Source organism: Amycolatopsis sp. NBRC 101858, from assembly GCF_030269325.1.
In the GTDB taxonomy this organism is placed as follows: domain Bacteria; phylum Actinomycetota; class Actinomycetes; order Mycobacteriales; family Pseudonocardiaceae; genus Amycolatopsis; species Amycolatopsis ponsaeliensis.
This window is the reverse complement of sequence record NZ_BSTD01000003.1, coordinates 823,846-847,934: the sequence shown is the minus strand read 5'-3', so window position 1 is coordinate 847,934 and position 24,089 is coordinate 823,846. Positions and strand designations below refer to the sequence as shown.

Here is a 24,089-nt window from a genome sequence, read left to right as displayed (position 1 = left end):
GGGGTAGGGCGGGCCCTACGCGGTGAGCTTCGGGATGATCTGCGACCCGTAGGACGCCAGCGTCGCCTCGCGGTCGTCGTGCATCAGGTACAGCGAGAACTGGTCAACGCCCAGCTCCGCGAGTTCCTGCAGGCGGGAGATGTGCGCCGACGCCGGGCCCAGCAGGCAGAAGCGGTCGACGATCTCGTCCGGGACGAACTCCGTCGACGGGTTGCCCGCCTTGCCGTGGTGGCTGTAGTCGTAGCCCTCCCGCTCGCGGATGTAGTCGGTCAGCTCCTTCGGCACCGCGCCGGACGAGCCGTAGCGCGCGACCAGGTCCGCGACGTGGTTGCCGACCATCCCGCCGAACCAGCGCAGCTGCTCGCGCTGGTGCGCCAGGTCGTCACCGACGTACGCCGGGGCCGCGACGCAGATCGTGATGCCGCCCGGGTCGCGCCCGGCCGCCCTCGCCGCGTCGCGCACCGCGCCGATCGTCCAGCGGGCGATCGCCGGGTCCGCGCACTGGAGGATGAAGCCGTCCGCGTGCTCGCCGACCGTCTTCAGCGCCTTCGGCCCGTACCCGGCCATCCACATCTCGAGCCGGCCGTTGCGGATCCACGGGATCTGCACGGTCGTCTCGTTCATCTCCACCGCGCGGCCTTCGGCGAGGTCCTTCACCACGCGCATGCAGTCGCGGACGGTGGCCAAAGTGGACGGTGGCTTCCCGACCACCCGGTGCGCCGAGTCGCCGCGGCCGATGCCGCAGACCGTCCGGTTGCCGTACATGTCGTTCAGCGTGGCGAAGGTCGACGCCATCACCGACCAGTCGCGCGTGCCGGGGCTGGTCACCATCGGCCCCACGACCATCGACGACGTCGCCGCGAGGATCGCCGAGTAGATGACGAACGGCTCCTGCCACAGCACGCAGGAGTCGAACGTCCAGCCGTAGCGGAACCCGGCGTCCTCGGCGTCCTTCATCAGCCGCACGACGTCCCGCGCGGGCGGGTCCGTCTGCAGCACGATCCCGAAGTCCATGCTCACCTCAGTTCAGGTACTGGTTCAGCGAGCGGGACAGGAACTTGCCGTGCGACGTCGACCCGGTGAACCCGTCCGGCGACACGACAACGCGCCCACGGGACAGCACCGTATGCACGCGACCGGTCAGCTCGAACCCTTCGTACGCCGAGTAGTCCACGTTCATGTGGTGCGTCTCGGCCGACAGGGTCTGCTTCGCCGTGGGGTCGTAGACGACGATGTCGGCGTCCGAACCCGCCGCGATGACGCCCTTGCGCGGGTACAGCCCGAACATCCGCGCCGGCGTCGCCGAGCACGTCTCGACCCAGCGCCCGAGTGTCAGCTCGCCCGCGACGACGCCCTGGTGCAGCAGGTCCATCCGGTGCTCCACGCCGGGCATGCCGTTCGGGATCGCCCGGAAGTCGCCGCGCCCCAGCTCCTTCTGGTCCTTGAAGCAGAAGGGACAGTGGTCGGTGGACACCACGGACAGGTCGTTGGTCCGCAGCCCGCGCCACAGGTCGGCCTGGTGCGACTTCTCCCGCAGCGGCGGCGACGCGACGTACTTCGCGCCCTCGAAGTCCGGCTTCGCCAAGTCCTCAATGGACAGATAGAGGTACTGCGGGCACGTCTCGGCGAAGACGTTCTGACCCTCGTTGCGTGCTTCCGCGACCGCCGCCAGCGCCTGCGACGCCGACAGGTGCACGATGTACAGCGGCGAGCCGGTGACCTTCGCGAGCTGGATCGCCCGCGACGTCGCTTCTCCTTCCAGCTCCGGCGGCCGGGTCAGCCCGTGCTGGACCGGGTCGATGTTCCCGGCTTCGAACGCCTGCGCGGCCAGCTGGTCGATCGCGATGCCGTTCTCCGCGTGCATCATGATCGTAGCGCCGATTTCGCGCGCTTTCTGCATGGCCAGCAGGATTTCCCCGTCCGTGGAGTAGAACACCCCCGGGTAGGCCATGAACATCTTGAAGCTGCCGACCCCGGCGTCGACGCAGGCTTCCATCTCCTTCAGCGACTGGTCGTTGACGTCGCTGACGATCATGTGGAAGCCGTAGTCGATCGCGCAGTTGCCGTCGGCTTTCGCGTGCCACTTGTCCATGGTGGACAGCAGGGACGTGCCCTTGGCCTGCACGGCGAAGTCGATGATCGTCGTCGTGCCGCCCCACGCGGCCGCGGTGGTGCCGGTCGAGAACGTGTCGACCGAGTGCGTCCCGCCGAACGGCATCTCCATGTGCGTGTGCGCGTCGATCCCGCCGGGCAGCACGTACTTGCCGGTGGCGTCGATCGTCTCGTCGCCGGTGAGCGTGCCGGGCGCGCCGACGGCGGCGATGGTCTCGCCGTCCACCAGCACGTCCGCCAGGAGCGCACCCGACGGCGAAACGACCTGGCCGCCCTTGATGAGCGTGGTCATCAGGCCTCCGTGAGGGGGCCGTAGGTGTCCGGGCGGCGGTCGCGGTAGAACGCCCACAGGTCCCGGACCTCGTCGAGCAGCGTCATGTCCAGGTCGCGGATGACGACCTCGTCGTCGGTGTCGGACGCGGCGTCGCCGATCAGCTGGCCGCGCGGGTCGGCGAAGTACGTCTGGCCGTAGAAGTCGTTGTCGCCCAGCGGTTCCACGCCGACGCGGTTGATCGCGCCGACGAAGTACTCGTTCGCGACCGCGGCCGCCGGCTGCTCCAGTTTCCACAGGTACTGCGACAGCCCGCGGCTGGTCGCCGACGGGTTGAACACGATCTTCGCCCCGGCCAGGCCCAGCGCGCGCCAGCCCTCCGGGAAGTGCCGCTCGTAGCAGATGTAGACGCCGATGCGGCCCACAGCGGTGTCGAACACCGGGTAACCCAGGTTCCCGGGCCGGAAGTAGAACTTCTCCCAGAAGCCCTTGACCTGCGGGATGTGGTTCTTGCGGTGCTTGCCGAGGTACGTGCCGTCGGCGTCGATCACCGCGGCGGTGTTGTAGTACACGCCGGGCTGCTCGACCTCGTACATCGGCACGATCAGCACGACGCCGTGGCGCTCGGCCACCTCCTGCATGAGCTTGGTCGTCGGCCCGTCCGGGATGCCCTCGGTGTAGGAGTAGAACTCGGTGTCCTGCACCTGGCAGAAGTAGGGGCCGTAGAACAGTTCCTGCAGGCAGACGACCTGGGCGCCCTGCGAGGCGGCGGAGGCGATGTGGTCGACCGCCGCCTTGATCATGGACTCCTTGTCACCCGTCCACCGCTGCTGGATCAATCCGGCTCGGACGACGCTCACTTGCTTCCTCCTTGGTTGACGAACGAGACAGGGCGGCGAAGACGACGAACGCGCCGACGAAGCCGACCACCCAGTTGTAGTCGTAAAGCGGCTTGAGGAACGGGATGAGCCCGTCCGCGGGGAACGGCCCGCCGTAGGCACCACCGACCGCGAGGACGGCTCCCACCAGCGTCGCGACCAGCGCGCGCCAGTTCCAGCCGCCGCTGAACCAATACACCCCATCGGGTGTGTAGAGGTCCTTCAGCCTGAGCTTGGTGCGGGCGATCACCCAGTAGCCCGCGACGAGCACGCCCGCGACCGCGCCGAGCAGGCCGCCGTAGAAGCCGAGCCAGGCGAAGATGTAGATGTTCGGGTCGGAGTAGAGCCGCCACGGCTGGATCAGGATGCCGATGACGCCGGTGATGCCGCCGCCGACCGCGAACGTGATCTTCTTCGGGAACGCGTTCGAGAAGTCGTAGGACGGGCTGACGACGTTGGCCGCGAGGTTCGCCGAGATCGTGGCCAGCACCAGGGCGACCAGCGCGACGACGACCACGACCGGGCTCGAGAACTTGTCGGCCAGCTGTGCCGGGTCCCAGATGTCCTCGCCGTAGAGGACGTGCCCGCCCGACGTCGTCAGGATGGCGACGACCGCGATGAACGTCATCGTCGTCGGCAGGCCGAGGATCTGGCCGCGGACCTGCTTGCGCTGGCTGCCGCCGAAGCGCGTGAAGTCCGGCATGTTCAGCGACAGCGTCGACCAGAACGCGATCATCGCCATCAGCGACGGCGCGAACACCTTCCAGAAGTCCGGGCCCCAGCCGAGCTTGCCGCCGTCGGCCAGGATCGGGCCGAGGCCGCCCGCCTTGACCAGCACGTACGCGAGCATGATCAGGAAGCCGACCGACACCAGCGGCGCCGTCCAGTTCTCGAAGCGGCGGACCGCGTCCATGCCCCGCCAGATGATCAGCATCTGGCCGATCCAGAAGACCACGAAGGACAGCCACAGCGTCCAGTGCTGGCCGGCGACCTCCGGCGCGTCCCGCCACCACGAGCCGAGCAGGCGCCCGAGGATGACGTAGATGGCCTCGCCGCCGACCCACGTCTGGATGCCGAACCAGCCGCACGCGATGAACGCACGCAGCAGCGCGGCCAGGTTGGCGCCGCGCAGGCCGTAGAACGCGCGGGCGAACACCGGGAACGGGATGCCGTACTTCGTGCCGGCGTGGCTGTTGAGCAGCATCGGCACGAGCACGATCAGGTTGCCGATCGTGATCGTGATCAGTGCCTGGACCCAGTTCATGCCGAGCGCGATCAGCGACGCGGCCAGGGCGTAGCTGGGGATGTTGTGGGCCATCCCCATCCAGAGCGCGAAGTAGTTGTAGGTGGTCCAGGTCCGCTTTGCGACGGGGACGGGGGCCAGCTCTTCGTTGAAGAACCGGCTGCCTTCGAGAGACCCGACGTCGGCGGGGTCGAGCTCGACCCGGCCGTCGTCGTGCACGCGCTGGTCTGCGGGTGTCGGCGCCATTGCGGAATCCTGCGCGCCGGGTCGCGGCCGGGGCAACGGCAGACTGTTCACTCTTCCCTGATCAGGAGTGCAGACTGTCGATTGCGCGATCGGTGCCGGGGTGCATGACCTGCGTCACACATCTCGCCGTCACGAACCGGCAAAGCGGGTGAAACGTCTCCACAGGATCTCCACACTTCGCGCGGACCCTCTCCACCGCCGATCCCTAAGGTCGTTTTCATGGAACCAGGAGTGCGGCGGGTGCTCGTCGTCGAGGACGACGTCACGATCGCCGCGTCGATCGCGGCCCGGCTGCGGGCCGAGGGGTTCAGCGTGGACGTCGCCCACGACGGGCCGCCGCGGTCGAAGCGGACACCTCGGCGGAGCCGGACCTGGTCGTGCTGGACGTGATGCTCCCGGGGTTCGACGGCCTGGAGGTCTGCCGCCGGATCCAGGGACGGCGGCCGGTGCCGGTGCTCATGCTGACCGCGCGTGCCGACGAGACGGACATGCTGGTCGGGCTGGGGGTCGGCGCCGACGACTACCTGACGAAGCCGTTCTCGATGCGCGTGCTCACGGCCCGGGTGCACGCGCTGCTGCGGCGGGTCGAGCGCTCGTCGCGGTCGGACTCGCACGCGCGGATCGTGCTCGGCGACCTCGAGATCGACGTCGACGAGCGGCGCGTCGCGCGGGCCGGCGTCGCGGCGCAGCTGACGCCGATCGAGTTCGACCTGCTGGTGCACTTCGCGCGGCGGCCGCGGGTGGTGCAGCCGCGCGAACGGCTGCTGTCGGAGGTGTGGGACTGGGACGTCCACAGCTCGTCGGCGGGCACCCGGGCGGTGGACAGCCACATCAAGGCGCTGCGGCGCAAGCTCGGCGCCGACCTCATCCGGACCGTGCACGGCGTCGGGTACGCGCTGGAGGCGGGATCGTGAAGGCGCTGCTGGTGCGGGTGGTCGAGCTGCTGCCGCGGCCGCTGGACGGGGTCCGCTCGATCAAGCTGAAGCTGGCGATCCTGATGGTCGCGTCCGGCGGGGTCGCGTTCGCGTTCTTCAACTGGCAGATCGGCTGGCTGCCGCCCAAGACGACGATCACGGCGATGGTGCTGGCGCTGCTGCTGTCGCAGGTGCTGGCCCACGGGATGACCCGGCCGCTGCGCGAGATGACGGGCGCGGTGCGGGCGATGGCGAAGGGCGACTACACGCGCCGCGTCCGCGCCACCACGCGGGACGAAGTGGGCGAGCTGGCGCAGGCGTTCAACCTGATGGCGGGCGATCTCGGCGACGCGGACAAGCAGCGCCGTGAGCTGATCGCGAACGTGTCCCACGAGCTGCGCACGCCGATCACGGCGCTGGGCGGGGTGCTGGAGAACCTGGTCGACGGCGTCGAGGACCCGGACCCGGCGACGCTGAAGACGGCACTGCAGCAGACCGAGCGCCTGGCGACGCTGGTGGACGAGCTGCTGGACCTGTCGCGCCTCGACGCGGGGGCGATTCCGCTGCACAAGACGTCGTTTTCGCTGTCCGCTTTGTTGTCGGAGGCGGTTTCCGAGGCGGCGTTGGTGCGCGGGGTGACGTTCTCGGTGACGGTGGCGCCGTCGGACGCGGTGGTGGTCGCGGACCGCGGCCGGCTGTTCCAGGTGGTGGCGAACCTGCTGGAGAACGCGGCCCGCCACGGCCCGGCGGGCGGATCGGTGCGGGTGCTGGCCGAGGTCCGCCCGGGCGAGATCCGCATCGACGTGTGCGACGAGGGACCGGGGATCGCCCCGGCCGACCGCGAGCGGGTGTTCGAGCGGTTCACGCGGGGGGAGCGGCCGTCCGGCGGGGGGACGGGGCTGGGCTTGGCGATCGCGCGGTGGGCGGTCGAGCTGCACGGCGGGACGATCGGGGCGGTGGAGCCTTCCGCGGGGGTCGGCAGCCGGATCCGGGTGACGCTGCCGACGGGCTGAGCTTCGCGGGTCATGACCGCGGCGAGTGGTGCGGGCTGAGGGATTCGCAAAAGCGAACGTGAACTCGCGGAGGATCGCTGGCGATCCGCGCGGAGAAAGCAGGGCGAGATGCCGAAGAACAGGATCGACTCGGGCGCGGGGGAGCGGGTGCCGCGGGGGAAGCGATCGGCGGGCGGCGGGGCCGTATCCGCGGAGGGGGTGGGCGTCGGGGCTCTTAGGTCGGCAGGCGGCGAGGGCGCGGGTGCAGCTTCACCCGCCGCCGGTCGGGCCCGGGCCGGTGGGGTCGCCGTCGCCGCTTCTTCCGTTCTCCTGCGGCCGATCCCGCCACCGAAATCCGCCGTCGTCCCGCTGCCTCCCGCCGTTCTTCCCGCCGCCGGGCTGGCCGGGGTGGCCGCTGCCCTCGTCCTGCCCGTCGACCGGCCCGGGGTCGGGTGGCTGCTGGCCGGGCTGGCCGTCACCCTCGCCGTCTTCCTCGCCGATCGGCGGTCGGCCGACGGTGGCGGGTCCTTCACCTGGGGCAGCGCCGGGTGGGCCTTCCTCACCCTCGCCCTGCTCGCGATGGGTGCCGTGCGGGCGTCCGGCTGGCTGTTCGTCCTCTGCGTGCTCGGCGCCGTCGTCACGGGTTCGCTCGCCGTCGTGGGGGAGCGGACCGTCAACTCCGTCCTCTACGACATGCTCGCCGTCCCCCTGGAAGCTCTCCGCGCCGTTCCTTGGGCCGGCCGCGGGGTGGGCCGCTTCGCCGCCCGGCGCGACGGTGTCGCCCGGCGGATCGGCCTCGCCGTGTTGGCCACCGCCGCGCTCGTCGCCGTCTTCGTGCCGCTGCTCGCCAGTGCCGATGCCGCCTTCGCCGCCGTCGTCAACGCCGTCATCCCCGACCTCAGCGTCGCCGTCCTCGTGCGCTGGTGCTGCGTGTTCGTCGTCGCGGCCCTGCTCGTCGCCGGAGCGTGCTACTTCCTCGCCGCCCCAGCGCATCGCGCCACCGCCGAACGTCCATACCGGACCAAGTACGGTCTGGAGTGGACAGTCCCGCTGACCGTCCTCGTCCTGCTGTTCAGCGTGTTCGTCGTCGTCCGGCTGGTCGTGCTCTTCGGCGGCACCGAATACGTCCTGCGCACCAGCAACCTCACCTCCGCCGAGTACGCGCGCGGCGGTTTCTGGCAGCTGTGCGCGGTCACCGTGCTGACGCTGGCGATCGTCGCCGCGGCGCTGCGCTGGGCCCCGAACGTCACGAAGGCCGACCGGCTGCGCCAGCGCGTGCTGCTGGGTGCCTTGAGCGCGTTGAGCCTGGTGCTCGTCGGGTCGGCGTTGAGTCGCATGTGGACCTACCAGGAGGCCTACGGCTTCACCGTGCTGCGCCTGCTGGTCGAGGTCTGCGAACTGTGGTTCGGCGCGGTGTTCGTGCTGGTGCTGGCGTCGCTGGTCAAGCTCCGCTCGGCGTGGCTGCCCCGCGCGGCGATCGGCACCGCGGCCGCGGCGCTGCTGGTGCTCGCCGTCCTCGACCCGGAACGCCTCATCGCCGGCGCCAACCTCGACCGCGCGGCCGCCGGCAAGCCCCTGGACCACCAGTACCTGGCGGGGTTCTCCGCCGACGTCGTCCCGGTGGTGTCGGCCCGGCTGCCGGAGCCGCTCCGGACGTGCGTGCTGCGCCAGGTCCTCGCCGGCGACACCCCGGACGGCTGGCCGGCCTGGAACCTCAGCCGTTCGGCGGCCCGCGACGTGACTCTCCGCACCTGCTGAACCGCCGGCACGCGCTGTGCGTAGTTAAAAGCAATGCGCGGAAGCCACCGGGCCGTCGTGGGGGCGGCCCGGCGGCTTCCGCGCGCCAAGGCGTCAGAACGCGAAAACGTCGTCCGAGTCGCGGTCCGCCGCGCACCGGTTCGGGTAGGACGTCCGGTACGACACCGGCTTCCCCCGCCAGGTACCGACCACCGTCACGTCCACCGGGGCGTAGATCAGCGTGCACGCCTGGTGCCGCGCGGTGATCCGCGAGAAGTCGCCGCCGACGCTCGACAGCACCGCGCACGCCTTGTCGCGCCGGGGGTGCGTGCCGCCGGTCGGGTCGCAGGTCAGCACGGCCGAGCCGATGCGGTTGGCGGTGTCGTGGCTGGTCAGCTGCAACGTCGACGCCGGCGGCTGCGCCGGGGCGAGACAGCTCAAGCTCATCAAGCAGGCTGCGAGGGGGAGTAGGGCCATATCGGTTCCATCGGCAGCCCGAGGTCGATCACTGTGCTCCCCGTCCGGGTGGGTCTTCTTCGCTCGACCGGGTGAGGTCCCACGCCAGCAAGGCCACGTAGAGCGAAAGCATCGACTCCGGGTCCTCCAGCCGGACGCCGAGGACCTGCTCGATCCGGGCGAGCTGCTGGTAGTACGCCGTCCGCGAGGTGTGCGCCGCCGCCGCGGCCGCCGACTTGTTGCCGCCCTGCTCGCAGTAGTGCCGCAGCGCCTGCACCAGCCGGCTGCCCGAGGCCGCGTCGCGCTGGAGCAGCGGCCCGAGTTCGCGCACCGCGAACGCCGTCACGCGCTCGTCGCCCGACAGCAGGTGCAGCAGTCCGCGCAGGCGGACGTCCGACAGCCGGTGCAGCACGCGCTCGCCACCCGACCCCAGCGCGGCCGCCGCCACCTGGCCGGCCTCCAGCAGCGTCCGGCCCGCTTCGGCGGGCGTCGACACCGTCGTGCCGACTGCGAGCACGCCGGGCGCGCTGCCCCGGGCCTCGTGGACGTCGGTGGCGAGCCGGTGCAGCACCGTGTCGGCGTTCGCCTCCGGCGACAGCGCGATCAGCGCCCGCACGCCGAGGTCGTCCGTCGCCACCAGCGCCGACACCTTCGCGCGGCGCGCGGCCAGCACCGTCGCTTCCGCCAGTTCGCGCAGCACCGGCGGCGTGGAAAGAGCAGGCCGGTTGCCGGTCAGCTTCGGCCGGACCGCCAGCCCGACCAGCTGCCGCCCGGTCAGCGGCACGGCCAGCGCCGAAGCGCGCGCCAGCAATTCCGCCGTCGGCGCCGGTGAGGCGAGCAGTTCGTGCAGCACGGCCCGGTGGGCCTGCCGCTCCAGGCCGTCGACGTCCTTGGCGACCAGCCGGTGCACGGCCAGCGCGGACGCGGCCCGCTCGGCGACCACCCGGTGGCGGTGCGGCGGCTGGTCGGCGCAGACGAGCACCAGGCGTCCCCAGTCGTGCCCGCGCGCGCCGACGACGGTCACCAGCCAGCCCGAGCCGGGGTGGTAGCCGGTCCGCTCGCCGATCTGGACGACGCGCGACCGGGCCGGCCAGCCGGTGAGCAGCTCGGCCGGATCCACCCCGGCGGCGTCGTAGGCGAGCACCTCGTGCGACAGCGTCTCCAGCACCACCGGCTGCTCGGTCAGCCGGGCGACCTCGCCCAGGACGACGCCGGGTTCGGCGCCCGCGACCGTCAGCGCGGTGAACGTCTCGTGCACGCGCTCGGCGGCACGCAGCTCGGCGACCTGGGCGTCGACGATCTGGCCGTTCACCGCCTCGGTGACGCTCACGTACCGGGTTTCGCGCGAGAGCGTCACCAGCGGCAGGCCGTGCTTCTCGGCCGTCTCGACCAGCGCGGCGGGCAGCTTGTCGTTCCAGTGCCGGACCAGCTCGATCACCAGGCCGGCGGCGCCGACCCCGGCCAGGTCGGCGACGTAGCGGGCCAGCGCCGGGCCGTCGTCGGGCAGCGCGACGCCGGTCGTCAGCACCAGCTCGCCGCCGCGCAGCAGGTGCGCGATGTCGGCGACCTCGGCGACGTGCGCCCAGCGCACCGGGGCGTCGAGCCCGGCCACGCCGGCGACGACGTGCGGACGGCCCTGGCGCAGCACCGGCAGCGCGAGCACCTCGGCGACGGTCGGGTACATGGCTCCTCGGGTCTGATCGGCAGGGACAGACTGTACGGCCGGGACGGTGACTCCGTACACGTTGTCGATGGCGTTGGCGTGGCGCCCGCCCGGAGACTCGGAGGAGACGTCCCCGAGCCAAGGAGCGCATCGCCGTGACCGACCGCATCAGCCACTGGATCGACGGCAAGCCGTTCACCGGGACCGCCGCGCGTTCGGGTGAGGTGTTCGACCCCGCGACCGGGCAGGTCCGGGCGCACGTCGACTTCGCCGGCGACGCCGAGGTCGAAGCCGCGGTCGCCGCGGCCAAGGCGGCGCTGCCGGGCTGGCGCGGGACGTCGCTGGCCGGCCGGACGCGGGTGCTGTTCGCCTTCCGCGAGCTCCTGTCCGCCCGCAAGCACGAGCTGGCGAAGATCGTCACGAGCGAGCACGGCAAGGTCGAGTCCGACGCGGCGGGCGAGGTCGCCCGCGCGATCGAGAACGTCGAGTACGCGTGCGGCGCCGCGCAGCTGCTCAAGGGCGGGTTCAGCGAGAACGCGTCCACCGGCGTCGACGTCTACTCGATCGCGCAGCCGCTCGGCGTGGTCGGGGTGATCTCGCCGTTCAACTTCCCGGCGATGGTGCCGCTGTGGTTCGTCCCGAACGCGCTGGCCTGCGGCAACACCGTCGTGCTCAAGCCGAGTGAGAAGGACCCGTCGGCGGCGCTGTTCATCGCCGAGCTGTTCGCCGAGGCCGGGCTGCCCGCGGGCGCGCTGAACGTGCTGCACGGCGACAAGGCGGCCGTCGACGGGCTGCTGGAGCACGCCGACGTCAAGGCGATCTCGTTCGTCGGGTCGACGCCGATCGCGCGCTACGTCTACGAAACCGGCACCCGGCACGGCAAGCGCGTGCAGGCCCTCGGCGGGGCGAAGAACCACATGGTGGTGCTGCCGGACGCGGACCTCGACCTGGCCGCCGACGCCGCGGTGTCGGCCGGGTTCGGCTCGGCGGGCGAGCGCTGCATGGCGGTGTCGGTGGTCGTCGCGGTCGACCCGATCGGCGACGAGCTCGTCCGCAAGATCACCGAGCGGATGTCCGTGCTGCGCGTGGGCAACGGCCGCGAACCGTCGTCCGAAATGGGCCCCCTGGTGACGGCGGCCCACCACGCGCGCGTTTCGTCCTATGTGGACGCCGGGGAGGCGGCAGGCGCGGCACTGGTGGTGGACGGCCGGGGGATCGAGGTGCCCGGTGCCCCGGACGGCTTCTGGCTCGGCCCGACGCTGTTCGACCACGTCCGCCCGGAGATGTCGATCTACACGGACGAGATCTTCGGCCCGGTCCTGTCGGTGGCGCGCACGGCGTCCTACGACGAGGCGCTGGAGCTGATCAACGCGAACCCGTACGGCAACGGGGTGGCGATCTTCACCGGCGACGGTTCGTCGGCGCGGCGGTTCCAGAACGAGGTCGAGGTCGGCATGGTCGGGGTGAACGTCCCGATCCCGGTCCCGGTGGGCTACTACTCGTTCGGCGGCTGGAAGGACTCCCTGTTCGGCGACAGCCACGCTTACGGGCCGGAGGGGTTCCACTTCTTCACGCGGACGAAGGTCGTGACGTCGCGGTGGCCGGACCGGTCGCACGCCGGGGTGAACCTGGGCTTCCCTCGCAACTCCTGACTCCGGGAATCGTCCGCGGGTCCGCCGGGTTCAACCCGAGGGGCCCGCGGACGACGTTAGGACGACGAATGAGCGCGAAGAACTCCGGCACCTTCACCCTCGGCGGTGACCTCCCGGTCACCCGGCTCGGGTACGGGGCCATGCAGCTGACCGGGCCCGGAGTCTGGGGCGACCCGAAGGATCCCGACGAGGCCGTGCGCGTGCTGCGGCGGGCCGTCGAGCTCGGTGTGACGCTGATCGACACCGCCGACTCCTACGGCCCGTTCGTCGCCGACCTGCTCATCAAGAAAGCACTGCACCCCTACGCCGACGGCCTCGTCATCGCCACCAAGGCCGGGTTCACCCGGCAGGGGCCGAACCAGTGGATCCCGGTCGGCCGCCCCGAGTACCTGCGCCAGCAGGTGGAGCTGAACCTGCGGCACCTCGGCCTCGACCGGATCGACCTGCTGCAGCTGCACCGGATCGACCCGAAGGTGCCCGTCGCCGAGCAGGTCGGCGAGCTGAAGAAGCTCCAGGACGAAGGCAAGATCCGGCACATCGGGCTGTCCGAGGTCACCGTGGCCGAGCTGAAGGAAGCGCAGCGGACCGCGGAGATCGTCTCCGTGCAGAACCTGTTCAACCTGGCCAACCGCGACGCCGAGCCGCTGCTCGACCACGCCACCGAACACGGCATCGCCTTCATCCCGTGGTTCCCGCTCGCCACCGGCGCGCTCGCCGGGCCGGACAGCCCGTTGAGCAGGCTCGCCAAGGAGCACGACGCCTCGCCGTCGCAGCTCGCGCTCGCCTGGCTGCTCAAGCGGTCGCCCGTCGTGCTGCCGATCCCCGGCACGTCGTCGGTCGCGCACCTCGAGGACAACGTCGCCGCCGCGGACATCGAGCTGACCGATGCCGAGTTCGACGCGATCGGTGCTACGCCGGCAGGACGTTGATCAGCAGCTTGGACCGGGGGGCGATCAGCACGGTGTTGACCTGCTCCGGCCGGATCCGCTCGCGGAGCTTCCGCTCCAGCGGGTAGGTCCGGCCGCCCGCCTTCAGGTAGAAGTGCTCGTTGTAGCCCTGGCTGAGCCGCGTGGAGAGCGCGATCGGGTAGTCGCCTTCGGGTCGTTGCCTGCCGAAGTCGTGGGTCCAGCCCGTGGTCGCGACCAGCTGCCCGCTCCGCACGTCCGCCAGCCGGCGCCGGCAGACGAACGCGAACCAGGCGGTGATCGCCAGGATCGGGACGAGGGTGCCGAGGACTTCGGCGGCGGTCTCCGCCACGGCGGCGAGCAGCACCGCCACCACGAGACCGGCGACGACCAGGACAGCCGCCACCCAGAAGTTGAGGTCGAGCAGCTTCCCCCGTTGCGACGGGTGGAGCCGGCCGTGGCGATTGGCCAGCTCCACCTCGGCCTGCTCGATCACTCGGCCTCGCCCTCGGGGTGTTCCTTCTCGTAGGCCTCTCGGCCCTCGTGGTAGCGGTCGATCTGCTCGTTCTCCTGACGGCGGCCCTCGGTCACGACACCGACGGTGTCCGCGGTGCTCCACCCCGGGTAGCCGCCGGCCCTCTGCCACTCCGCCGGCTTGAGCGCGCTGCGGCCGTCCTCCGAATACTTGTCGCCCGCGCCTTCGAGCTTTTCGCGGCCGGGGACGTGCGACTCAGCGGCCTCGTTCCAGCCCTTGGCCGTCTCCTCGGCGGACTTCGCCTCCTTGCCGGCCTGCTTCAGCTCGTTCGCCTTGCGCTCGATGCCCGCCGCCGTGTCGACGCTCTTGTCCACGAGCTTGTCGACGCCCTTGCCCACCTTCTTCAGCGCGTTCGCCGCGCCTTCGAGGGCCGCCTTCGACTTGCCCGCGCCCTTCGCCAGGCTCTCCAGCTTCTCGACGACCTTCGCGATGCGCGTGCTGATCTTCTCGGCGAGCACCCCGCCCTCGACGACCGTGTCGGCGATGAACGCCGCGATCGTGCCGCCGAAGGTGCACCAGGACGCGGCGAGCGCGGCCAGGGCCTTGACGATCAGTTCGCCGACGAACGACGAGATCATGTCGCGGATCAGCCCGCGTTCGGTGCCGACCAGCGCCGCGCCGACGTTCATCGCGGTCGACGCGTCCCCGGCGTGCGACGCCGCGCCGCGCAGGACGCTGACGTAGCTCTCGGCCGTCCGCTGGTAGGCCTCGGCGGAGCCGCAGTCGCTGAAGGACTGCTGGACCTTCTTGGCCTGCTGCTCGTAGCTCTCGGCCGTTTCGGTGAGCTGCTTGGAGATGTTCGTCCAGGTCACGGCCTTGGCGGTGACGGCTTCGGGCTTGCCGGCGAGCTTGTCGAGGCCGTCCTTGAGGAAGCTGATGTGCTCGATCAGCCAGCCGACACCGGCACCGGCCAGCGTCCCGAGCGGGTCCATCGCCGCGCCGAGCAGGTCGAGGGCGTCCGTGCCGACGTCCATGGCGAGGTTGCCCCAGTCGCCGTTGCGGGCGTCGGTGAGCGTCGACGCGGCATCGCTGAAGATGCCCGCGCCGCCGGTCTGGGCGTTGAGGTTGTCCAGCTCGCCCTTCGAGCCGTCGCCCATGCCGCTCCAGAAGCCGCCCGGCGACTCGGCCGTCGCGACCAGTGCGTTCTCGGTCATGCCGGAAGCTCCTTGCCGATGCCCTCGATCAGGCACTTCGTCTGCTGTTCGTGGTCGCGGAACGCCGTGTGCGCGGTCTTCACCCGGTCCGCGACCTCGTGGCCGGCCTCGACGGCGGCGCTCAGGAAGCCGTCGGCGGTGTCCACCCAGCCCTGGATCGGCACCGCGAACACCTGCCCGACCAGCCCGAACGCGTCGAAGTCGAGCGCACCGGCGGTGCCGGCGGCCTCGACCGCCTGCTGCACCCGGTCGGCGATCTCCCGGATCTCGTCCTCGTGGCCGCCGAGGACGTCGAAGTCGACCTTCATCGCGCGGTCGGCCATCAGAGCCCCCGGCGCAGGATCGGGCCGCCGAAGTCTTCGTCGTCACCCGGCCGCGGCGGCGGTTTCCGGGTGAATTCCCGAGGTGATTCCTCTTCGGGCACTTCGGGCTCCGGAATCTGTTCCCGGAGGAATTCCATGGCGTCGCTGTCGGCGCCGATCACCGGCGCCATCACGCTCGTGAGCTGCTGGGCCGCCTGCAGCTGGGCGCGTTTCGCGGTGGCCACGACGGCCGCCGCGAGCCGGGCGCGCGGCAGCTCGTCGGCACGCGGCCCGAAGGCGAGTTCCTGCAGCGCACCGCTGGTGTTGACGGTCACCGTGACGGCGCCGTCGGCGCTCGTCGCGGTCGCCGAGATCCGCTGGAGGCGGGCCTTGGCCTCCGCGGCGCGCCGGGCGATTTCGGGCATACCGGCCGAAGCGGGTTCAACTGTGTTCACGGCGACCTCGGAAGTAAGGGAAGGGCATGCGGATCAGAGGCAGCAAACCCCGTTTCGGTTCCGCCGACAACCCGGAGAATTTTTGGGAGAACAACGCATGGGAATTCATTTGTGCGTTCTTTACCCGGGCCCGGGTGGGCGGGGTCGAGCGCGACCGGCCCGGGCTTCCGTAAACTCAAGCTGAGCAGCGAGCGAAGTAGGTGAGGAACCGGTGGCCAACGCGGACGAGCGCCGCTTCGACGTGCTGCGCGCGATCGTCGCCGACTACGTCTCCAACCAGGAACCGGTCGGCTCCAAGGCGATCGTCGAGCGGCACAACCTGGGGGTTTCGAGCGCCACCGTGCGCAACGACATGGCCACCCTCGAAGAAGAGGGCTACATCACCCAGCCGCACACCAGCGCCGGCCGCGTCCCGACGGACAAGGGCTACCGCCTCTTCGTCGACCGGCTCTCCGAGATCAAGCCGCTGAGCGCCGCCGAGCGCCGGGCCATCACCACCTTCCTCGACAGCGGCACCGACCTCGACGACGTCCTCCGCCGCTCGGTCCGGCTGCTCGCGCAGCTGACCCGGCAGGTCGCCGTCGTCCAGTACCCGATGCTGACCAACGCCAAGGTGCGCCACCTCGAAGTGGTGCCGCTCACCCCGGCGCGGCTGATGCTCGTGCTGATCGCCGACAACGGCCGCGTCGACCAGCGCACGGTCGACCTCGGCGACGTCGTCACCGAAGAAGACGTGGCGCGGCTGCGGTCCGTGCTCAACACGGCGATGTCCGGCCGGCGGCTCAACGACGCAGCGGCGCGCGTCGCGGAGCTGCCCGACCAGGCGCCCGGCGAGCTGCGGGACGCGCTCATCCGCGTCACCACCGTGCTCGTCGAGTCGCTGGCCGAACACCCCGAAGAACGCCTGGTCCTCGGCGGCACCGCGAACCTCACGCGCAACGTCGCCGACTTCCCGGGTTCGCTGCGCCAGGTCCTCGAAGCCCTCGAGGAGCAGGTGGTCGTGCTCAAGCTCCTGGCCGCCGCGCGCAACCCCGGTGCGATCACGGTCCGCATCGGTGAGGAAAATGAGGACGAGCAGATGCGCAGCACCTCGGTCGTCTCGATCGGATACGGCCAGGACATGGTGCTCGGCGGCATGGGGGTGGTCGGCCCGACCCGGATGGACTACCCCGGCACGATCGCCGCGGTGCGCGCGGTCGCCAACTACGTGGGGCAGATCCTGGCCGGCCGCTGAGCCGGGCAGAGCAGAAGGAGAAGCAGAGACGGTGGCGAGGGACTACTACGGCATCCTCGGGGTGGCCAAGAACGCGAGCGATCAGGACATCAAGCGCGCGTACCGGAAGCTGGCCAGGGAGCTGCACCCCGACGTCAACCCGTCGGAAGACGCGCAGCACAAGTTCGGCGAGGTCACCACGGCCTACGAGGTGCTGTCCGACCCGCAGAAGCGCAAGATCGTCGACCTCGGCGGCGACCCGATGGACGGCGGCGCGCGCGGCGGGGGCGGCGGCGACCCGTTCGCCGGGTTCGGCGGCCTCGGCGACATCATGGACGCCTTCTTCGGTGCCGCGGGCGGCGGTGGCGGCGGCCGCGGGCGTGGCCCGCGCAGCCGCGTCCAGCCCGGCTCCGACGCGCTGATCCGGCTCGGCCTGTCCCTCGAGGACTGCGCCACCGGCGTCGACAAGGAGATCGCCGTCGACACCGCGATCGTCTGCGACCTCTGCCGCGGCGCCGGCACCACCGAAGGCACCGGCGTCAAGACGTGCGACACCTGCGGCGGCGCCGGCGAGGTCCAGTCCGTCCAGCGGTCCTTCCTCGGCCAGGTCGTCACGGCCCGCCCGTGCCCGGTCTGCCGCGGCTTCGGCGAGGTCATCCCCGACCCCTGCCGCCAGTGCGGCGGCGACGGCCGCATCCGCGCCCGCCGCAACGTCACCGCGAAGATCCCGCCGGGCGTCGGCGACGGCATGCGCATCCGCCTGTCCGGCCAGGGCGAGGTCGGCCCCGGCGGCGGCCCGGCCGGCGACCTCTACGTCGAGATCGACGAGACCCCGCACGAGGTCTTCGTCCGCCAGGGCCACGACCTGCACTGCAACTTCCGCATCCCGATGACCACCGCCGCCCTCGGCGCCACGGTGCCCATCTCGACGCTGGTCGACGGCGACTACGAACTCGACGTCGAACCCGGCACCCAGCCCAACGCCGAGCTCGTCCTCACCGGCAAGGGCATGCCCCGGCTGCGGTCCTCCGGCCGCGTCGACGGCCGCGGCGACCTCCACGTCCACATCGACGTCGTGGTCCCGACCAAGCTCGACGAAGCCCAGCGCGACCTCCTCGTCGAACTCGCCCAGCAGCGCGGCGAGGAAGTCCCCACGCTGGCGTCCAACGGCGCCAAGCACGGCGGCCTGTTCTCCAAGCTGCGCGCCAAGAACCACCGCTGACCCGTGCCCGACACCACCCTGCCGGTCTTCCTCGCCACCTCCGTGCCCGCTTCGGGGCGCACGGTCCTCGACGGCGAGGAAGCCCGGCACGCGGCCACGGTCCGCCGCCTGCGCACGGGGGAGCGGCTCGTCCTCTCCGACGGCGCGGGCACCATGGCCCGCTGCGTCGTCGAAGCCGTCCAGCCCGGCCGCGACGCCGCCCTGACGCTGTCGGTCGAGGAAAGCTGGACCGAGGAACCACCCGCCCTGCGCGTCGTGCTCGCCCAGGCCCTCGCCAAAGGCGACCGCGGCGAACTCGCGGTCGAGCTCGCCACCGAAGCCGGCGTCGACGCGATCGTCCCCTGGCGCGCCGCCCGCAGCGTCGCCAAGTGGGACGACGGCGGCCGCGGCGGCAAAGCCCTCGCCCGCTGGCGCGCCACCGCCCGCTCGGCTGCCAAGCAAGCCCGCCGCGCCCACGTCCCCGACATCACCGAACCCGCCGGCACCCGCGAGCTCGCCGGCCTCGCCGCCACGATGTCCCTCGCCGTCGTCCTCGAGTCCGACGTCCCCGACCGCCTCACCGACCTCACCCTCCCCGACACCGGAGACCTGCTGCTGGTGGTGGGCCCGGAAGGCGGCATCACCGACGAAGAACTCCACACGCTGCGCGAAGCCGGCGCCCGCGCCGTCCGGCTCGGCACGACGGTGCTGCGCACGTCCACCGCCGCCGCCGTCGCCCTCGGCGCGCTGGGCGCCCTCACCAGCCGGTGGCGGTGAAAAGATCACCGGAAAAAAGACCCCCGATTTTGCGCCCAGTTATGGCGCGATCACACTCCGACCCGTTACTCTCGTTTACTAACGCGCCACACACCGTTTCCGGGTCCGGCGCGCCACTGGGATAGCACAGACCCCGCCGGGCACCTCCCCCCTCGGTCCGGCGGCCGCCGCGGTGGCGGTAGATCGACCCCCAGGGTCTACCGCTCCGCGGCCCCCTTCCTCTCGCTTCGCTCGACTCAGTGGGCCGCTTCGCGTTCGTTGTGTTCTCTGGGGGTCGGACCCCCAGACCCCCGCCGGGGGTTCCCCCCGGACCCCCCGCCTGTGCCGCTCGGTGCCTGTCTCGTATCGCGGCTCTCTGTCGATAGGGTGTCTCTCATGAGTGAGGACGAGACTCTCTTCGAGCGGATCATTGCTGGTGAGATCCCTGCTGATGTCGTCTACCAGGACGACACCACCTTTGCCTTTCGGGATATTCGGCCTCAAGCGAAGGTCCATGTGCTTGTTGTGCCCAAGACTCGGTATCGGAACCTGGGGGAGCTTGCCGCCGCTGATCCGCAGCTGCTGGCCGATGTTGCTCTGAGCGCTCGGCGGGTTGCTGAGCTTGAGGGTGTCCTTGAGAGTGGGTATCGGGTTGTCTTCAACACCGACTCTGATGCCGGGCAGACCGTTTTTCATGTTCATGCCCATGTTCTGGGTGGGGAGCCTCTCGGGCTCTTCGGGGCTCCTGAGCAGGACTAGGCGAAACCCGTCTGCGTTCTGTCGGTGGGTGCCAGTAGCATCGGTGGGGTCCGATCTCCCTCACCGAGAAAGCAGGCCTGAGGCCACGTGGCCGGAACCGTACCGGGTGGAGCCGCCCGACCCGACGTCCCCGGGGACGTCGCCAAGACCGAGGATGCCGCCGTCCAGGCCGCGCAGTCCCGGTTCCCCATCCCCGACGCCGCCGCGCTCAGCCTGCTCGGCTCCCGTGACGAGAACCTCCGCGTCGCCGAGGAACTTCTCGCCGCTGACGTGCACGTTCGCGGCAACGAAGTCACCCTCACCGGCACCCCCGCCGACGTCGCCTTCGCCGAACGCGTCTTCGCCGACCTCGTCACCCTCGCCACCGGCGGGCAGCAGGTCGGCCCGGACACCGTCCGCCGCACCATCGGCATGCTCTCCACCGGAGACGCCTCGCCCGCCGAGGTCCTCAGCCTCAACATCGTCTCCCGCCGCGGCAAGACCATCCGGCCCAAGACGCTCAACCAGAAGCGCTACGTCGACGCCATCGACAAGCACACCGTCGTCTTCGGCATCGGCCCCGCCGGCACCGGCAAGACCTACCTCGCCATGGCGAAAGCCGTCCAGGCCCTCCAGGCCAAGCAGGTCACCCGCATCGTGCTGACCCGCCCGGCCGTCGAAGCCGGCGAGCGCCTCGGCTACCTGCCCGGCACCCTCAACGAGAAGATCGACCCCTACCTGCGGCCGCTCTACGACGCGCTGCACGACATGGTCGAACCCGAGTCGATCCCGCGGCTCATGCAGGCCGGCACCATCGAGATCGCGCCGCTCGCCTACATGCGCGGCCGCACGCTCAACGACGCCTTCATCATCCTCGACGAGGCCCAGAACACCACGCCCGAGCAGATGAAGATGTTCCTCACCCGGCTCGGCTTCGGCTCCAAGATCGTCGTCACCGGCGACATCACCCAGATCGACCTGCCCAACGGGCAGCGCAGCGGCCTCCGCGTCGTCCGCGACATCCTGGGCGGCGTCGACGGGCTCCACTTCTCCGAACTGACCAGCCAGGACGTCGTCCGGCACAAGCTCGTCGGCGACATCGTCGACGCCTACGAGAAGTGGCAGGCCGTGCAGGACGCCCAGGACCAGCAGCAGGGCAACGGCTGGAAGGGCAACCGGCGTTGAGCATCGAAATCGCCAACGAGTCCGGCGTCGACGTCGACGAGACGTCCATCGTCTCGGCCGCGCGCTACGCCCTCGACAAGATGGAGGTCAGCCCGCTCGCCGAGCTCTCCATCCTGCTCGTCACCCTCGAAGTCATGGAAGACCTGCACGAACGCTGGATGGACCTCCCCGGTCCCACCGACGTCATGGCCTTCCCGATGGACGAGCTCGACTCCTCCCGCCGCCCGGACGCGCCCGACGCGTCCCCGGCCCTGCTCGGGGACATCGTGCTCTGCCCGGCCTTCGCCAAGGACCAGGCCAAGACCGCGGGCCACGCGCTGATCGACGAGCTGCACCTGCTCACCGTGCACGGCTGCCTCCACCTCCTCGGCTACGACCACGCCGAACCCGCCGAAGAGCGCGAGATGTTCGCCCTCCAGAAGCGCATCCTCGGCGAGTACCAGGACGCCGTCGCCGCCCTGCAGAAGCGCGACGCCCAGCGCAACACCGACGACCGCGTCCTCGGCATCGCCGGGCTCGACGCGGCCACCACCCCGGCCGCCGAACCACCCGCCGGGGAAACGCCTTAGCGCCGGCCATGGTCCAGCTCCTCTTCGCGATCGCGCTCGTGCTCCTCGCGGGCGTGTTCGCGGCGGCCGACGCCGCCATCAGCACCGTGTCGCAAGCCCGGGCCGAAGGCCTCGCCCGGCTCGGGCTGCCCGGAGCCTGCCACCTCGCGGCGGTCGTCGTCGAACGACGCCGGCACATCAACCTGCTGCTCCTGCTGCGCCTCGGCTGCGAACTCACCGCCACCGTGCTGGTCACCGTCTTCATCGGCACCCGCCTGGCGCCACTCGGCGTCGCCGTGCTGGTCACAGCGGTCGTGATGATCGTCGTGAGCTACGTCCTCATCGGCGTCGGCCCCCGCACCCTCGGCCGCCAGCACCCCTACCGCATCGGCCGCTACGTCGCCGGGCCCGTCCGCGTCCTCGGCTCGGTCCTCGGCCCGCTGTCCCGGCTGCTCATCCTCATCGGTAACGCCATCACCCCCGGTCAGGGCTTCCGCGAAGGCCCGTTCACCTCCGAGGTCGAGCTGCGCGAGCTCGTCGACCTCGCGCAGGAACGCGGCGTCGTCGAAGACTCCGAGCGCGAGATGATCCACTCGGTGTTCGAGCTCGGCGACACGATCGCGCGCGAGGTCATGGTGCCGCGCACCGAGATCGTCTGGATCGAGCGCACCAAAACCGTCCGCCAAGCCCTCGCCCTGGCGTTGCGCACCGGCTTCACCCGGCTCCCGGTGATCGACGACTCGGTCGACGACATCGTCGGCGTCGTCAACATCAAGGACCTGATGTCGGCCTACATGGACCCGGACGGGTCGAGCACGGTCGTCGACACCCTGATGAACGAAGCCTCCTTCGTCCCCGACTCGAAACGGCTCGACGAGCTCCTCAAGGAGATGCAGCGCTCGCACCACCACATGGCGATCGCCGTCGACGAGTACGGCGGCACCGCCGGCCTGCTCACCATCGAAGACGTCCTCGAGGAGATCGTCGGCGAGATCACCGACGAGTCCGACGCCGACGAGCGCCCCGAGGTCGAGGAGCTCACCGGCGGCGCCGTCCGCGTGTCGTCCCGGATGACCGTCGACGACCTGGGCGAGCTCTTCGGCATCGACCTCGAAGACCACGACGTGGAGACCGTGGGCGGGCTGCTCGCGGAACGACTGGGTAGGGTCCCGCTACCGGGGGCCGAAGCCGAGGTCGCCGGCCTTCGGCTGTTCGCCGAAGGGGGCAAGGACCGGCGCGGCCGCATGCGGATCACCTCGGTGGTCGTGCACCCGGCCGACGCCGAGGCGATGACCGACCCGGCCGACCGCACCACCCGGCGCCGCACCCGCCTGCCCCACCCCGACGAACGCGACAGGAGCGTCGAACATGCCTGACCTCGAGGCGGAGGACCAGAAGCTGGTCACCCTCGCCCGGTCCTCGCGCGCCCGGATCCAGGCCGCCGAAGGCGCCGCGATCCGCGACACCGACGGCCGCACCTACGCGGCGGGCACGGTCGACCAGCCGTCGTTCAAGCTCACCGCGCTGCAGGCTGCCGTCGCCGCCGCGCTGTCCAGCGGCGCCGAAGGCATCGAAGCGGCCGCCGTCGTCACCGGCGAAGGCCTGCTCAAGGAAGCTTCCCGGCACGCGATCCGCGACATCGCCAAGTACGCGCCGATCATCCTCGCCGACCCGAGCGGCGCGGTCATCGAGGTGCTGGAGCGATGACCGAACACCGCTCCGGCTTCGCCTGCTTCGTCGGCCGTCCCAACGCCGGCAAGTCGACGCTGACCAACGCCCTCGTCGGCACCAAGGTCGCGATCACCTCCAGCAAGCCGCAGACCACCCGCCACGCGATCCGCGGCATCGTGCACCGCGAGGACGCCCAGCTCGTCCTCATCGACACCCCCGGCCTGCACCGGCCGCGCACCCTGCTCGGCGAGCGGCTCAACGACATCGTGCACACGACGTGGTCCGAAGTGGACGTCGTCGGGTTCTGCGTGCCCGCCGACGAAAAGATCGGCCCCGGCGACAAGTTCATCGCCGCCGAGCTGCAGAAGATCGCCAAGCGCACGCCGGTCATCGGCATCGTCACCAAGACCGACCTCGTCCAGCCCCAGCAGGTCGCCGAGCAGCTCTTGGCGCTGCAGAACGTCATGGAGTTCGCCGAGCTGATCCCGGTGTCCGCCGTGGACGGTTTCCAGGTCGGCGCGCTCGCGGACCTGCTCGTCCAGAAGCTCCCCGAGGGCCCGCAGCTCTACCCGGGCGGCGAGCTCACCGACGAACCCGAGCAGACGCTGGTCGCCGAGCTGATCCGCGAGTCGGCGCTGGAAGGCGTCCGCGACGAGCTGCCGCACTCGATCGCCGTCACCGTCGAGGAGATGCTGCCGCGCGAAGGCCGCGACGACCTGATCGACGTGCACGCGTTCCTGTACGTGGAGCGGCCCAGCCAGAAGGGCATCATCCTCGGGCACAAGGGCGAGCGGCTGCGCGAGGTCGGCGCCGCCGCCCGCAAGAACATCGAGGCGCTGCTCGGCTCCAAGGTCTACCTCGACCTGCACGTCAAGGTGGCCAAGGAGTGGCAGCGCGACCCCCGGCAGCTGCGCCGGCTCGGGTTCTGACGTGACCGAGCGCCCGCGCCCGCCCGCCGACTACAACCCCGGGCCGCCCCCCGCGAGCAACCTGGTCTGGGGGATCGTCAGCGCGATCCTGTGCTGCCTCCCGTTCGGCGCCCTGTCGATCTACCAGGCCGCCAAGGTCGAGAAGCTCTGGGCCCAGGGCGACCAGGACGCCGCCCTCGCGTCGGCCCGCGACGCCCGGCGGTGGGCGATCGTCGCCGCCGTCGCCGGCGCCGTGCTGTGGGTCGCGGCGATCGTGACGATCGTCCTGCTCTTCGGAACGCTCACCGACGACGCCGCGTCGAACTGACGACCACGGCAGCAGGAGGCGATCCC

The 24,089-nt window shown here is 71.0% G+C and carries 24 protein-coding genes and 1 pseudogene; 15 read left to right on the top strand and 10 right to left on the bottom strand.

Features of this window, described 5'->3' with window-relative positions; genetic code table 11:
* Window positions 1–15 precede the first annotated feature (15 nt).
* From QSK39_RS27120 to QSK39_RS27105, 4 genes are read right to left on the bottom strand one after another with little or no spacing between them, the layout of a single operon-like run.
* Window positions 16–1,014: a TIGR03842 family LLM class F420-dependent oxidoreductase gene (locus QSK39_RS27120; RefSeq protein WP_285480634.1), complete on the bottom strand. Its 999-nt coding sequence runs from the start codon at window positions 1,012–1,014 to the stop codon at window positions 16–18.
* 7 nt (window positions 1,015–1,021) lie between these two features.
* The gene (gene hydA, locus QSK39_RS27115) at window positions 1,022–2,404 is read right to left on the bottom strand and encodes a dihydropyrimidinase (protein ID WP_285480633.1); all 1,383 of its coding nucleotides are present in this window, start codon (window positions 2,402–2,404) and stop codon (window positions 1,022–1,024) included.
* On the bottom strand, window positions 2,404–3,186 hold the full coding sequence (locus QSK39_RS27110) for a nitrilase-related carbon-nitrogen hydrolase (protein WP_285480918.1): 783 nt from the start codon (window positions 3,184–3,186) through the stop codon (window positions 2,404–2,406). The genes hydA and QSK39_RS27110 overlap by 1 nt, the downstream gene beginning before the upstream one ends.
* Before the next feature lie 10 nt (window positions 3,187–3,196).
* Entirely contained in the window at window positions 3,197–4,750 is a 1,554-nt protein-coding gene (locus QSK39_RS27105) for an NCS1 family nucleobase:cation symporter-1 (RefSeq protein WP_285480632.1), read from the bottom strand.
* Window positions 4,751–4,990: 240 nt separating this feature from the next.
* Here QSK39_RS27105 and QSK39_RS27100 point away from each other — a divergent pair.
* The 3 genes and pseudogenes from QSK39_RS27100 to QSK39_RS27090 all read left to right on the top strand — a co-directional run bounded on the left by QSK39_RS27100 (window position 4,991) and on the right by QSK39_RS27090 (window position 8,414).
* Window positions 4,991–5,664 (top strand): annotated as a pseudogene (locus QSK39_RS27100) (response regulator transcription factor).
* On the top strand, window positions 5,661–6,677 hold the full coding sequence (locus QSK39_RS27095) for a sensor histidine kinase (protein ID WP_285480631.1): 1,017 nt from the start codon (window positions 5,661–5,663) through the stop codon (window positions 6,675–6,677). Before QSK39_RS27100 ends, QSK39_RS27095 begins: the two are co-directional and overlap by 4 nt.
* Window positions 6,678–7,064: 387 nt before the next feature.
* Window positions 7,065–8,414 carry a DUF4153 domain-containing protein gene (locus QSK39_RS27090; protein ID WP_285480630.1) on the top strand — a complete coding sequence of 450 codons (1,350 nt, stop codon included), beginning with the start codon at window positions 7,065–7,067 and terminating at the stop codon, window positions 8,412–8,414.
* 93 nt (window positions 8,415–8,507) lie between these two features.
* Here QSK39_RS27090 and QSK39_RS27085 read toward each other — a convergent pair whose 3' ends face one another.
* Both QSK39_RS27085 and QSK39_RS27080 read right to left on the bottom strand, forming a co-directional pair.
* Complete coding sequence (locus QSK39_RS27085) at window positions 8,508–8,840, bottom strand: SSI family serine proteinase inhibitor (RefSeq protein ID WP_285480629.1); 333 nt, start codon at window positions 8,838–8,840, stop codon at window positions 8,508–8,510.
* Window positions 8,841–8,898: 58 nt separating this feature from the next.
* Entirely contained in the window at window positions 8,899–10,533 is a 1,635-nt protein-coding gene (locus QSK39_RS27080) for a PucR family transcriptional regulator (RefSeq protein ID WP_285480628.1), read from the bottom strand.
* A gap of 134 nt (window positions 10,534–10,667) precedes the next feature.
* Here QSK39_RS27080 and QSK39_RS27075 point away from each other — a divergent pair, with 134 nt between their 5' ends.
* Window positions 10,668–12,164, top strand: a complete 1,497-nt coding sequence (locus QSK39_RS27075; RefSeq protein ID WP_285480627.1) for a CoA-acylating methylmalonate-semialdehyde dehydrogenase — start codon at window positions 10,668–10,670, stop codon at window positions 12,162–12,164.
* A 68-nt stretch (window positions 12,165–12,232) separates the two neighbouring features.
* Window positions 12,233–13,093, top strand: a complete 861-nt coding sequence (locus QSK39_RS27070; RefSeq protein ID WP_285480626.1) for an aldo/keto reductase — start codon at window positions 12,233–12,235, stop codon at window positions 13,091–13,093.
* Here the strand turns inward: QSK39_RS27070 and QSK39_RS27065 are convergent.
* The 4 genes from QSK39_RS27065 to QSK39_RS27050 are packed head-to-tail and all read right to left on the bottom strand — an operon-like array spanning window position 13,074 to window position 15,485.
* Complete coding sequence (locus QSK39_RS27065) at window positions 13,074–13,565, bottom strand: hypothetical protein (RefSeq protein WP_285480625.1); 492 nt, start codon at window positions 13,563–13,565, stop codon at window positions 13,074–13,076. The two genes, QSK39_RS27070 and QSK39_RS27065, sit on opposite strands and share 20 nt — an antisense overlap.
* Complete coding sequence (locus QSK39_RS27060; protein WP_285480624.1) at window positions 13,562–14,758, bottom strand: hypothetical protein; 1,197 nt, start codon at window positions 14,756–14,758, stop codon at window positions 13,562–13,564. Before QSK39_RS27060 ends, QSK39_RS27065 begins: the two co-directional genes overlap by 4 nt.
* Entirely contained in the window at window positions 14,755–15,081 is a 327-nt protein-coding gene (locus QSK39_RS27055; protein WP_285480623.1) for a type VII secretion target, read from the bottom strand. Before QSK39_RS27055 ends, QSK39_RS27060 begins: the two co-directional genes overlap by 4 nt.
* A complete protein-coding gene (locus tag QSK39_RS27050) occupies window positions 15,081–15,485 on the bottom strand; it encodes a YbaB/EbfC family nucleoid-associated protein (RefSeq protein WP_285480622.1) in 405 nt (134 codons plus the stop codon). Before QSK39_RS27050 ends, QSK39_RS27055 begins: the two co-directional genes overlap by 1 nt.
* A 241-nt stretch (window positions 15,486–15,726) precedes the next feature.
* Between QSK39_RS27050 and hrcA the strand changes: the two genes are divergently transcribed.
* The 10 genes from hrcA (at window position 15,727) to QSK39_RS27000 (ending at window position 24,063) form a co-directional block, all read left to right on the top strand.
* The gene (gene hrcA / locus QSK39_RS27045; protein WP_285480621.1) at window positions 15,727–16,749 is read left to right on the top strand and encodes a heat-inducible transcriptional repressor HrcA; all 1,023 of its coding nucleotides are present in this window, start codon (window positions 15,727–15,729) and stop codon (window positions 16,747–16,749) included.
* 31 nt (window positions 16,750–16,780) lie between these two features.
* Window positions 16,781–17,950, top strand: coding sequence for a molecular chaperone DnaJ (gene dnaJ, locus QSK39_RS27040; RefSeq protein WP_284741980.1), 1,170 nt, complete (start codon window positions 16,781–16,783; stop codon window positions 17,948–17,950).
* A gap of 3 nt (window positions 17,951–17,953) precedes the next feature.
* Window positions 17,954–18,706 carry a 16S rRNA (uracil(1498)-N(3))-methyltransferase gene (locus QSK39_RS27035; RefSeq protein WP_285480620.1) on the top strand — a complete coding sequence of 251 codons (753 nt, stop codon included), beginning with the start codon at window positions 17,954–17,956 and terminating at the stop codon, window positions 18,704–18,706.
* Between the two features lie 375 nt (window positions 18,707–19,081).
* Window positions 19,082–19,444 carry a histidine triad nucleotide-binding protein gene (locus QSK39_RS27030; protein WP_285480619.1) on the top strand — a complete coding sequence of 121 codons (363 nt, stop codon included), beginning with the start codon at window positions 19,082–19,084 and terminating at the stop codon, window positions 19,442–19,444.
* An 87-nt stretch (window positions 19,445–19,531) separates the two neighbouring features.
* On the top strand, window positions 19,532–20,608 hold the full coding sequence (locus tag QSK39_RS27025) for a PhoH family protein (RefSeq protein WP_285480618.1): 1,077 nt from the start codon (window positions 19,532–19,534) through the stop codon (window positions 20,606–20,608).
* Window positions 20,605–21,177 (top strand): rRNA maturation RNase YbeY, encoded by a 573-nt coding sequence (gene ybeY / locus QSK39_RS27020; protein ID WP_285480617.1) that lies wholly within the window; start codon window positions 20,605–20,607, stop codon window positions 21,175–21,177. The genes QSK39_RS27025 and ybeY overlap by 4 nt, the downstream gene beginning before the upstream one ends.
* An 8-nt stretch (window positions 21,178–21,185) precedes the next feature.
* Window positions 21,186–22,532, top strand: coding sequence for a hemolysin family protein (locus QSK39_RS27015; RefSeq protein ID WP_285480616.1), 1,347 nt, complete (start codon window positions 21,186–21,188; stop codon window positions 22,530–22,532).
* Window positions 22,525–22,863 (top strand): cytidine deaminase-like protein, encoded by a 339-nt coding sequence (locus QSK39_RS27010; RefSeq protein WP_284741975.1) that lies wholly within the window; start codon window positions 22,525–22,527, stop codon window positions 22,861–22,863. The genes QSK39_RS27015 and QSK39_RS27010 overlap by 8 nt, the downstream gene beginning before the upstream one ends.
* Window positions 22,860–23,756: a GTPase Era gene (era, locus tag QSK39_RS27005; RefSeq protein ID WP_285480615.1), complete on the top strand. Its 897-nt coding sequence runs from the start codon at window positions 22,860–22,862 to the stop codon at window positions 23,754–23,756. The genes QSK39_RS27010 and era overlap by 4 nt, the downstream gene beginning before the upstream one ends.
* Window position 23,757: 1 nt before the next feature.
* Complete coding sequence (locus QSK39_RS27000) at window positions 23,758–24,063, top strand: CD225/dispanin family protein (RefSeq protein WP_285480614.1); 306 nt, start codon at window positions 23,758–23,760, stop codon at window positions 24,061–24,063.
* The last annotated feature ends 26 nt before the right edge of the window (window positions 24,064–24,089 follow it).